This window comes from Allomuricauda sp. ANG21, from assembly GCF_040705235.1.
In the GTDB taxonomy this organism is placed as follows: Bacteria; Bacteroidota; Bacteroidia; order Flavobacteriales; family Flavobacteriaceae; genus Flagellimonas; species Flagellimonas marina.
Window position 1 is genome coordinate 159,189 of the sequence record NZ_JBFCVT010000001.1, and the last position, 11,155, is coordinate 170,343.

Sequence of the window (11,155 nt, forward strand, 5' to 3'; positions counted from 1 at the left end):
GGAATAGGTATAATAACTAATAAGCTCCTGATAATCAGGAGCTTATCTGTGACCCAGGGAGGATTCGAACCCCCAACCCTCAGAGCCGAAATCTGATATTCTATCCAGTTGAACTACTGGGCCATATTTAACTCCTGATAATGCAGGAGACACATTTTTCAAAACACACTCAGACCGAAATCTGATATTCCCTGCCTGCGAAAGACAGGTATCCAGTTGAACCCCGCCCGTACCGAACGGACGTTCGGGCAGGTACTGGGCCGCTGTGTATTATTTAAGAACTTAATTTTGCTTTAACGATGCTGGAAATAGTCTTCCCATCCGCTTGTCCTGCCAATTCCTTGGAGACAATGCCCATAACTTTCCCCATATCCTGCATTCCAGAAGCTCCGATGGAATCGATGGTCTGTACTACCACTTTTTCAATCTCTTCCTCTGTAAGCTGTTCTGGCAAAAACTTTTCAATTACGGCTACCTGAGCCAATTCTGGTTCCGCCAAATCTTCGCGGCCTTGCTGCTGATAGATAGCTGCACTGTCCTTTCGTTGTTTTACCAATTTTTGAACGAGTTTTATCTCATCTTCTTCAGACAGTTCCGTACCAACTTTTTCCGTTTTTGCCAACAAAATGGCAGACTTGATTGCCCTCAATGATTCCAAAGCAACCGTGTCCTTGGCTTTCATCGCAGCTTTCATTTCGGCCATTACTTTTTCCTGCAAATCCATTTCTGAATATTTTGGGCTGCGAAGATAAAAAATAAACCCGAAAGTCTCTTAACAATCGGGCTTATGCTTTCCATTAAAAATGGATTTCAATTTAAACACTACTAATCAACATTATCGTGCAAAAAAGAGTTGTTGGAACGCAGTTGTAAATCATCGTTGCTGTCCTCACTCAATGTAGTCCTGGATACTTTTTGCTCTTTAGGAACGTCGTTTAAGTCCACTCCTTGTCGCTTGTAAGCAGGTTGTTTCTCTATCTCGTCAATACTGTTCCTATTGTTTTGGAACTTGTAATTGAAGTTTTTCAGTTTTTTGCGACGCTCATCAGCGCGTTCCTTCAATAATTCACTGATGGAACTGTTGAACGGGTCCATACTATTTGAGTCACCTTCACCCTGATTGGAAGCCTCCATTTTGATGGTCTTTTTCTCAAAAACCAACTCATTTTCCACCAATTTGGGCTCATGGGTCTCTGCTTTCGATTTTGCACCGGTAAGCTTGTTTTCCAGCTCCATGTACTCTTCCAAATTGTAGCGGGTCTCCCCTTCCTTCTTGTACTCCAAAACGGGCTTTACCTCTACATATTCGTTGACATCAACATCGCCAATGCCATCATCTAAATTGAAGGTAACAGTGTGTTCCTTTTCATCTTCCTCTGCCTCTGTTTCATTGTTCAAAGGCATATCAAAGCTCAAGGTAAACTGGTCTTCCTTTGCAGTGGGCGAAACCACCTCAGGATCAATCACCTCAATGTCATTGATGATGTTCTTTGCCTCGATAATGATGAAATCGTCCTCTACATATTCTGGAACTACTTCCTCATAGAACACATTAAAGTTTCGGATATAGCTTGATGTTGGAATCAAATCCGACTCTGGTTCTTTCTGCACCTGTGGCTGTACCCTTGCCTTAGGCTCAATATCATCTTCTTCCTGAGTCTCCAAAGTGTGCTTTACTATGGTAGGCTCTTGTGGTTGTACAGCTTCTTTTTCAATTTTTACCTCTTGAACAGAAGTAGCTTCAGGGGTCAAATCCTGCTCCGCAGTCTGCTCGTCCTCCAAAGTATAAAACACCTTTTTGGATTCAGTATTGACAATGTCATCCTGCTGATCCACATTAAAACCGGTTGCAATAACGGTAACTGCAATGGCTTCACCCAAACTTTCATCTTCACCCACACCCATAATGATATTGGCACCATGACCAGCTTCAATTTGGATATGATCATTGATTTCTCCGATTTCATCAATCGTAATTTCTTGTGAACCCGAAACAATCAAAAGCAGCACATTCTTGGCACCGTTGATTTTATTATCATTCAACAATGGCGAATCCAAGGCCTTCATGATAGCTTCATTAGCCCTAGCAGAACCCGTGGCAGTGGCAGAGCCCATAATGGCCGTGCCACTATTTGAAAGTACCGTTTTAGCATCCCTAAGGTCAATATTTTGTGTATAGTGATGCGTAATTACCTCTGCTATTCCCCGTGCAGCAGTGGCCAAAACTTCATCCGCCTTGGAGAATCCGGCTTTAAACCCAAGATTACCGTAAACTTCCCGTAGTTTATTATTGTTGATCACAATCAACGAATCCACGTTGGCACGCAATTTTTCTATCCCTAATTGCGCCTGTTTGTTTCGCATGGCCCCTTCAAATTGAAAGGGAATGGTAACAATCCCCACGGTAAGCACATCCATTTCCTTGGCCAATTTTGCTATCACAGGAGCTGCACCAGTTCCCGTTCCACCGCCCATACCTGCAGTAATAAAGGCCATTTTGGTAGTGTGCTCCAACATACCTTTGATGTCTTCCATGCTTTCCAAAGCTGCCTGTTCCCCAATCTCTGGATTTGCTCCTGCACCAAGTCCCTCAGTCAAGGACACCCCCAATTGAATTTTATTGGGTACCGGGCTATTTTGCAGGGCTTGTGCGTCTGTGTTGCAGATTACGAAGTCCACTCCATTAATTCCTGCTTGGAACATGTGATTGATGGCATTGCTTCCTCCACCTCCAACTCCGATTACTTTTATTACGTTGCTTTTGTTCTTGGGAAGATCAAAAGCGATGTTATCAAATTCGGCGTTCTTACTCATGACAGTTCTGTTTCTTTTACGGGGTTATTATTGTGCTTAGTATGGGGTTATTCTGCGTTATCCAAAAAGTCCTTCAATTTTTCGGACCATTTGTCAAATATTGATTTTCGTTCTTTATCGGAAGACATTGTATGGCTTTGGGTTGCTTCTTGGCCCACCAATACCTTTTCTTCTTCAGGGATTTGTTCCTCTTCATTAACCACTTGATTTCCTGTAGATTCCAAAGCGTTCATCAAAAGACCCACTGCGGTTGCATATAGTGGACTGGCCACTTCTTCATCTGAATCGCCTGCCAAATGTTCATTGGGGTATCCAATTCGGGTATCCATTCCAGTGATGTACTCCACCAACTGTTTCAAATGCTTCAACTGGCTTCCGCCTCCAGTCAAAACAATCCCTGCAATCAGTTTCTTCTTTTGCTCTTCGTGACCATAGTTCTTGATTTCTACATACACCTGTTCCACAATCTCCACCACTCTGGCATGTATGATTTTGGAAAGATTCTTCAATGTGATTTCTTTCGGTTCACGACCACGAAGTCCTGGGATGGAAACAATCTCATTGTCCTTGTTTTCCCCGGGCCATGCGGAACCAAATTTTATTTTGAGCAGTTCGGCCTGTTTTTCGATAATGGAACAACCTTCCTTGATATCTTCAGTGATGACATTACCTCCGAATGGAATAACAGCCGTATGGCGAATAATACCATCCTTAAAAATGGCCAAATCCGTGGTTCCACCTCCTATATCAATCAAGGCCACACCAGCCTCTTTTTCTTCCTGACTCAAAACTGCATCGGCAGATGCCAAGGGTTCAAGAGTGATGTTGCCCAAGTCCAATCCGGCACTTTTAATACATCTTCCAATGTTTTTGATAGAGGATACCTGTCCCACCACTACGTGGAAGTTGGCTTCCAAACGGCCACCGTACATTCCTTTGGGTTGCTTAATCTCAGTTTGACCATCCACTTTGTATTCCTGTGGTAGCACATGGATGATTTCCTCACCGGGAAGCATCACCAATTTGTAGACCTGATTACAAAGTCGGTCCAAGTCCTCGTTGTTGATGACTTCTTCCGAATCGGGTCGGGTGATATAATCGCTATGGTGAAGGCTTCTTATGTGTTGTCCTGCAATACCCACCACTACGGAACCAATTTTTAAACCCGAGTTGACCTCGGCTTGCTCCACAGCTTGCTGGATAGAGGAAATGGTCTGTGTAATATTGTTGACCACTCCACGGTGCACACCCAGACTTTTGGACTTGCCAGTTCCTAAAATCTCTATTTTCCCATACTCATTTTCCCTACCAATGATTGCGACAATTTTGGTAGTTCCAATATCCAATCCAACTGAATAATTACCCTGTTCCATACGTTATATTTTGGTGCAAACCACTTGATTGCTGAACTCTAAACTCACTATTGCATAATCTGCCAAAGACAAATCTTTTGATGCCTTGGCATAAAAAGCCATAAAATTTTTGAACTTCTCATTGAGGTTTTCCACTCCTCCCAAATTGACCACAAAATTTTCCATTCGGAATCTTAACTGGTACTTGCCTTCCTTCACAATGTGTATGCCTATGACGTTTTTCCGAAGAAAATCATCTCCATTGATATAGTTCAAAATAACATAAGCATCCTCCAAGGTTTTCCCCGTTACCTCACCTGTAATGATAGGCACCCTGGCCGAATGGTGCTTTGACAAAGGCATGCGTTCTCCCAAATCATCCAAATAAAATTTAGAGATTCCCTCTACTCTCCCAATCGGTTTACGCTGAACAATTTTGGAGATAAGCTCCCCGTTTACAGTAAGATAGACTTGGGCATTTTTAACCATAGCATTGGATTGGATTACCTCCTCTATGGTATTCAAAACTAACTGTTCTTTGTCCCTATTTTTTACAGGTCCGTAATTTTGTATTAACAATTTATTAACCGCTTCCTCGGTGATATACAAGTTGTTGTCACCCACAAATTTAACGGTGATTCCGTCCACTTTTTTCTGTTTGCTACGCTGATCGGCAAAACCGTAAAGCCCCACCACAGCCACGGACAAGCAAACCAACTTTATGTAGTCCCAATTAACTCGCATAAGCCAATTCTTTTTTGATTTTTGGCACTTCCATTCCAATGTCTCCCGCTCCCAAAGTCACCAAAACTCCTGTTTTACATTGTTTTATTTCTTTAATTAATTCCGATTTGGAAATCAATTTTTTGTGGGGGTTTTCTATTTTTTCCAATAGCCATTCTGAGGTAATCCCTTCGATAGGCTCTTCTCTGGCCGGATATATTTCCATCAATAAAATCATATCAAATTGCGAAAGACTCTCGGCAAATTCATCGGCAAAATCCCGTGTGCGTGAAAACAAATGTGGTTGAAAAATCACCGTGATTTTTTCACCGGGATGCACTTCACGAATGGCTTGATGAACCGCATCAATCTCAGCCGGATGATGTGCATAATCATCTATAAAGACAAAGTCTTTTTCCTTAATCTGATACGAAAATCTACGTTGCACTCCCTTAAAACTAGCCAAAGCCTCAGCAAGGCGGTGTGGTGGGCAGCCAGTTTGCACCGCCATTGCAAAAGCAGCTAGTCCATTGAGCAAATTATGCCTTCCGGGTTTGTTGAAACGCACTTGTTTCAATACCTCCGAAGGCGTTACTAAATCAAATAGGTAGGTTCCTTGTTCAACTTCAATATGTTCAATTCGGTAGTCCGATCCATCTTCTATTCCAAAGGTTATTCCATCCAACGAAAGTCCTTTTTTCACGAAAAGCGTTCCGCCCGGTTTTATTTTTCCAGCGAAATCCTTGAAGGACTGTTGCAACTCTTCTTTGGTGCCATAAATGTCCAAATGGTCGGCATCCATGGAAGTGATGCAGGCCACATTGGGCGAAAGCCGCAAAAAGGAACGATCAAACTCATCCGCTTCCACCACCGAATACTCAGTGCCTTCCAACACAAAATTGCTGTTGAAATCCTCCGAAACGCCACCCAAAAATGCAGTGAAGGGCATGTTACATGCCTTCATCAAATGGGCCAAAATGCAGGATGTGGTCGTTTTACCATGCGTTCCCGCCACGGCAAGACAATAGGTGTCTTTTGTGATGATGCCCAGCACTTCGGAACGTTTCCTTATTTCGAAACCGTTGTTTTTGAAAAATTGTAATTCGGAATGAGTGGCAGGTACTGCGGGAGTGTACACTACAAGAGTTCCAGCTTGTTTGAAAGTCTGTGGAATTGCATTCACATTGTCCTCAAAGTGAACCAAAACACCCTTCTCCAACAACCCCTCTGTGATTGGGGTCGGGGTTTTATCATAACCAGCCACCGGCTTTCCGATATAAATGAAATAACGGGCCAAGGCGGACATACCAATGCCTCCTATACCGATAAAATAGACGCTATGGATGTCCTTTATGTTCACTTCAATAATTTTTCAATTTCATCTACAATATGTTCCGTAGCCTTGGGCATGGCCATTTTTTTTATGTTGGTTCCGAGCTTATTTTGAAGCGCTTCGGAATCCATCAGTTTGGTGAAACTTTTTTCAAAGGCTGTGTCCAGTTCGGTTTCCCGCAACATGATCGCGGCATCTTTGGCCACCAAAGCCTTTGCATTTTGGGTCTGATGGTCCTCCGCCACATTGGGCGATGGAATGAAAATGACCGGTTTGCCCACCAAACACAATTCCGAAACGGAACCCGCTCCGGCTCGCGAAATAATCACACCCCCAGCAGCGTAGGCCAAATCCATCCGGTTGACAAAAGCCAACACTTTAACTGAATCTGATTCATGCTTTTTGTACTCATCATAATAGAGTTTGCCACACTGCCAAAGCACCTGCAACCCCATGGTCTCAAAAAAGTGCAGTTCCTTTTCTATCAATTGGTTGATACGTCGCGCTCCTAAACTTCCACCCAGAATCAAGACGGTTTTCTTGCTTTCATCCAAACCAAAAAAATCAACACCTTCCTTTGTGGTAGATTTCAAATCCACTAAATCCATGCGGATGGGGTTTCCGGTTTTCACAATTTTTTCCTTTGGAAAAAACCGCTCCATTCCGTCATAGGCCACACATATTTTCTTGGCTTTCCCAGCTAGCAGTTTGTTGGTGATTCCCGCAAAGGAATTCTGTTCTTGGAGCACACATGGAATTCCTGCACTAGCGGCCATTCGTAATAACGGACCACTGGCAAAACCTCCTGTCCCGATGGCGACATCGGGTTGAAATTGCTTTACTATTTTGCGTGCTCTTAACAAACTACTCATCAGTTTAAAAGGAAACATGAAATTTTTCAATGTCAGCTTCCGTTGTATTCCACTTATCCACAAGCCTTTTATCTCGTAACCAGCCTGTGGTACTTTTTCCATCTCCATTTTATCCTTCGCACCCACGAACAAGAACTCGGCGTTTGGGTGCCTACGTTTCAATTCATTAGCTATGGCTATGGCCGGATAAATATGTCCTCCGGTACCTCCTCCAGAAAGTATAAACCTAAATTTGTCCACTCAGTACTTCTAAAGGATTGGTCTCATCTATGTCATAGGATTGCTCCTCCAAATTCTCTATTTTGTTGCTGGCACTCAGCACAATTCCGATAGCCATACAGGTCATCCATATTGATGTTCCGCCCATACTGATTAATGGTAACGGCTGGCCCGTCACGGGAAACAATTGCACCACCACCGCCATATTGATAAAGGCTTGAAACACGATGGGCAATCCTACCCCTATCACCAATAATTTTGAAAAAACCGTCTTGGCCGAATGGGCCACCACCACAATCCGAAAGAGCAACAACAAATAGAAAAACAATAATGCTCCTCCTCCCAACAATCCATATTCCTCAATAATGATGGCAAAAATGAAATCTGATGTACTTTGGGACAACAGGTTCTTCATTACGCTCTTTCCTGCACCTTTCCCTACAATTCCGCCTTCTGCTATGGCAATTTGTGCCAAGGTTAATTGATGCAAATCGTCTTTATCGGCTTGCTCTGGATGAATAAAGGTTTCTATCCTTGATTTCCAAGTTCCCGCCCTATCCGGCAATACGTCCGGGGCTTTGAAAAGCACAAACAGAAACATTCCTGCCAGCACAATGCCCACTCCAACCATGGAGAACAAATATTTTAAAGGGTATCCGCCCAAAAAGCAAAGCACCAACACCAAAAAACAGATGATCGCCGCAGTGGAAAAGTTTTCGGGTAAAATCAACAATACTACGAGTGCCGTAGGCAACCAGAGCGGTAATATGCTCTCCTTAAAAGTGATTTGCACATCCTTAATCTTGGTCAAATAGCGAGCAATCCAAATCATTAAGACCACCGAGGCCAAAGTAGATGTCTGGAAATTGACTCCAACAAACGGAATCTTAATCCATCGATTGGCTGTAACCCCACCAATCTCCGTTTCAACAGTAAGGGTATAGGCCAACAAAAGCAATACAATGGGCATGGCAATGATGGACAGTCCTTTAAAATAGTGGGTAGGGATGCGATGCACAGCATAAATAATCCCGAACCCCAAGAACAAGAGCACAGCATGCTTTACCAAATGACCAAGTGTGGTACCATCGTCATTTACGTAGACCAAATTGGTACTTGCACTATAGACAGGCAAAAATGAGAAAAGAGCCAAGAGGGCCACAACACCCCAAATGGCTTTGTCTCCTTTCAAATTTTTGAACACTGACAACATTTCTACTGCTTTTTATAGGTTTTTTACTGCCGTTTTAAATTGATCTCCGCGATCCTCATAATTCTGGAAAAGGTCAAAACTGGCACAAGCGGGAGACAACAAAACTGAGTCACCGCGTTCGGCAATTTTATAGGCCACCTTCACCGCTTCTTCCATGGAATAGGTCTCCACCATCAGATCAATGACATTGCCAAAGGCATCTACCAATTTGGAATTGTCCATTCCCAAGCAAACGATGGCCTTCACTTTTTCCCGAACCAATGGCATCAGTTCTGCATAATTATTGCCCTTGTCTACACCACCAACAATCCAAACAATGGGTTTTTTAATGCCATCCAAGGCATAGAATGTAGCATTGACGTTGGTTGCTTTTGAATCGTTGATATACTCCACATGATTGATTTTCAACACTTTCTCCAATCTATGGGGCACCCCTTGAAACGACTGGATACTCTGACGAATCGTCTCCTTCCTGACCTTCACCAACAACGCCGCCATACTGGCTGCCATGGTGTTCTTAACGTTGTGCTGCCCTTCCAAGGCCAAAATATCTGTACTCATTTCCAAGGTTTTTTGTTCTAATTCTATTCTTATTTTATCGTCTTCCAACCATGCTCCTTCTTTCAGTTTTTGCTTTACTGAAAATGGAATCAATTTGGATTGAACGGGGTGTTCTTTTAACCATTCTAGAATCACTTCATCATCAGCGTCATAGATCAGGTAATCGTTTTCATCCTGATTCATGGCGATACGGAATTTGGATGCGATGTAGTTTTCAAATTTGTACTCATAGCGATCCAAGTGATCCGGCGTAATGTTCGTCAGCATTGCGATATGGGGTTTAAAATCCACAATCCCATCCAACTGAAAGCTGCTGATTTCCAACACATACTGGTCAAAATCTTGCTCAGCCACCATTTTTGCATAGCTATCACCGATGTTCCCCGCCATTCCCACGTTTAAACCTCCATTTTTTAAAAGATGGTAGGTGAGCATGGTGGTAGTGGTCTTGCCGTTACTTCCTGTGATTCCAATCAAGGTGGCATCGGTGTATTTTGATGCGAACTCAATTTCTGAAATCACTGGAACGCCTTTTTCAACAAGGGCTTTTACCAACGGTACCTTATCCGGAATACCTGGGCTTTTCATGACCACATCGGCATTCATGATTTTGGACTCGGTATGCTGACCGGACTCCCATTCAATCTCAAAATGTTCAAGAACTTCTATGTATTTTTCTTTGATCTCGCCTTTGTCCGAAACAAAGACCTCAAATCCTTCTTTCTGTCCCAAAATGGCGGTTCCCACACCACTTTCTCCTCCTCCAAGTATCACCAAGCGAGCCATCTATCGGATTTTTAGGGTGACAATACTGATGATTGCCAGTAAAATTCCAATAATCCAAAACCGGGTCACTATTTTGCTCTCGTGATATAATTTTTTTTGATAGTGATGATGCAAAGGCGCCATCAAAAAAATGCGCTTTCCTTCACCATATTTCTTTTTGGTACGCTTGAAGTACCCCACCTGAATCATAACAGATAATGACTCCGCAAAGAAGATTCCGCACAGAATGGGAATCAACAATTCCTTCCTGACAATAATGGCAATGACGGCGATAACTCCACCGATGGTCAAACTTCCGGTGTCTCCCATGAATACTTGAGCCGGATAGGCATTATACCATAAAAACCCAACCAAGGCCCCTACGAAAGCGGCTATGAACACCACCAATTCTCCCACTCTGGGCAGGTAAAAAATGTCCAGATAATTTGAAAACTGAATATTCCCGGAAACCCAAGCAAAAATCCCCAGGGTGAGCACAATGATAGCTGAAGAACCTGCAGCCAATCCATCAATACCATCGGTAAGATTGGCTCCGTTGGAGACTGCGGTTATGATAAAAATCACCACTGGGATGAAAATCAACCACGCATAGTCTACCATTCCATCACCCATCCAAGAAATCAACTCGGAATAATCCAGCTCATTGTTCTTGAAGAAGGGCACATTGGTTCGAACCGCTTTGGTCTCTTCACCAAATACGCGCTCCACTTGAAAATTTTCCGTGATTCGGGTGGTATCCTTTTCTTTTATGGTCACTTCTGGATGGAAGTAGAGTGTTGCCCCCACAATCAGTCCCAAAACTACCTGGCCAGCAACCTTGAACCTTCCTTTTAATCCTTTTTTATCTTTTTTGAAGATCTTGATGTAATCATCCACAAATCCAATGATCCCCATCCAAACCGTAGTAATAATTAACAGAATAATGTAAATGTTCTCCACATCAGCAAAGAGCAACACTGGAATCAGGGTAGACCAGATAATGATTAATCCCCCCATAGTAGGCGTACCTGCTTTCTGCTCCTGACCTTCCAACCCCAAATTGCGCACTGTTTCCCCTATCTGCTTTTTCTGCAAAAACAGGATAATACGCTTTCCGTAGACCATGGCTATCAAAAGAGACAACAAGACCGACATGCCCGCCCTAAATGTATAGAACTGAAAAAGTCCCGCGCCTGGCAGCTGGTATTGTTTCTCTAAATATTCGAACAAGTAGTATAGCATATTTTAGACGTTAGATATTAGAATCTAGACGTTAGACTTTTTCTTTCATTTTCCATTTCGT

The 11,155-nt window shown here is 43.0% G+C and carries 9 protein-coding genes and 1 tRNA gene; all 10 read right to left on the reverse strand.

Features of this window, described 5'->3' with window-relative positions; genetic code table 11:
- Window positions 1–49: 49 nt before the first annotated feature.
- Window positions 50–123, reverse strand: a tRNA-Arg gene (locus AB1A65_RS00815).
- A 151-nt stretch (window positions 124–274) separates the two neighbouring features.
- Window positions 275–724: a GatB/YqeY domain-containing protein gene (locus AB1A65_RS00820; RefSeq protein WP_366584653.1), complete on the reverse strand. Its 450-nt coding sequence runs from the start codon at window positions 722–724 to the stop codon at window positions 275–277.
- A gap of 101 nt (window positions 725–825) precedes the next feature.
- Complete coding sequence (gene ftsZ / locus AB1A65_RS00825; protein WP_366584655.1) at window positions 826–2,814, reverse strand: cell division protein FtsZ; 1,989 nt, start codon at window positions 2,812–2,814, stop codon at window positions 826–828.
- Between the two features lie 47 nt (window positions 2,815–2,861).
- A complete protein-coding gene (gene ftsA / locus AB1A65_RS00830; protein ID WP_366584656.1) occupies window positions 2,862–4,187 on the reverse strand; it encodes a cell division protein FtsA in 1,326 nt (441 codons plus the stop codon).
- A gap of 3 nt (window positions 4,188–4,190) precedes the next feature.
- Entirely contained in the window at window positions 4,191–4,910 is a 720-nt protein-coding gene (locus tag AB1A65_RS00835) for a hypothetical protein (protein WP_366584658.1), read from the reverse strand.
- A complete protein-coding gene (gene murC, locus AB1A65_RS00840; RefSeq protein ID WP_366584660.1) occupies window positions 4,900–6,249 on the reverse strand; it encodes a UDP-N-acetylmuramate--L-alanine ligase in 1,350 nt (449 codons plus the stop codon). Before murC ends, AB1A65_RS00835 begins: the two co-directional genes overlap by 11 nt.
- Window positions 6,246–7,334: an undecaprenyldiphospho-muramoylpentapeptide beta-N-acetylglucosaminyltransferase gene (murG, locus tag AB1A65_RS00845; protein ID WP_366584662.1), complete on the reverse strand. Its 1,089-nt coding sequence runs from the start codon at window positions 7,332–7,334 to the stop codon at window positions 6,246–6,248. The genes murC and murG overlap by 4 nt, the downstream gene beginning before the upstream one ends.
- Window positions 7,321–8,526 carry an FtsW/RodA/SpoVE family cell cycle protein gene (locus AB1A65_RS00850; protein WP_366584664.1) on the reverse strand — a complete coding sequence of 402 codons (1,206 nt, stop codon included), beginning with the start codon at window positions 8,524–8,526 and terminating at the stop codon, window positions 7,321–7,323. Before AB1A65_RS00850 ends, murG begins: the two co-directional genes overlap by 14 nt.
- A gap of 12 nt (window positions 8,527–8,538) precedes the next feature.
- Entirely contained in the window at window positions 8,539–9,873 is a 1,335-nt protein-coding gene (gene murD / locus AB1A65_RS00855) for a UDP-N-acetylmuramoyl-L-alanine--D-glutamate ligase (protein ID WP_366584666.1), read from the reverse strand.
- Window positions 9,874–11,094, reverse strand: a complete 1,221-nt coding sequence (mraY, locus tag AB1A65_RS00860; protein WP_366584668.1) for a phospho-N-acetylmuramoyl-pentapeptide-transferase — start codon at window positions 11,092–11,094, stop codon at window positions 9,874–9,876. It abuts the gene before it with no gap.
- Window positions 11,095–11,155: the final 61 nt, after the last annotated feature.

Coding starts and splice junctions, on each gene's coding strand:
- AB1A65_RS00835 (WP_366584658.1), bottom strand. CDS start 4,910: ATGCGAGTTAATTGGGACTACATAAAGTTGGTTTGCTTGTCCGTGGCT.
- AB1A65_RS00850 (WP_366584664.1), bottom strand. CDS start 8,526: ATGTTGTCAGTGTTCAAAAATTTGAAAGGAGACAAAGCCATTTGGGGT.
- AB1A65_RS00820 (WP_366584653.1), bottom strand. CDS start 724: ATGGATTTGCAGGAAAAAGTAATGGCCGAAATGAAAGCTGCGATGAAA.
- ftsA (WP_366584656.1), bottom strand. CDS start 4,187: ATGGAACAGGGTAATTATTCAGTTGGATTGGATATTGGAACTACCAAA.
- mraY (WP_366584668.1), bottom strand. CDS start 11,094: ATGCTATACTACTTGTTCGAATATTTAGAGAAACAATACCAGCTGCCA.
- ftsZ (WP_366584655.1), bottom strand. CDS start 2,814: ATGAGTAAGAACGCCGAATTTGATAACATCGCTTTTGATCTTCCCAAG.
- murD (WP_366584666.1), bottom strand. CDS start 9,873: ATGGCTCGCTTGGTGATACTTGGAGGAGGAGAAAGTGGTGTGGGAACC.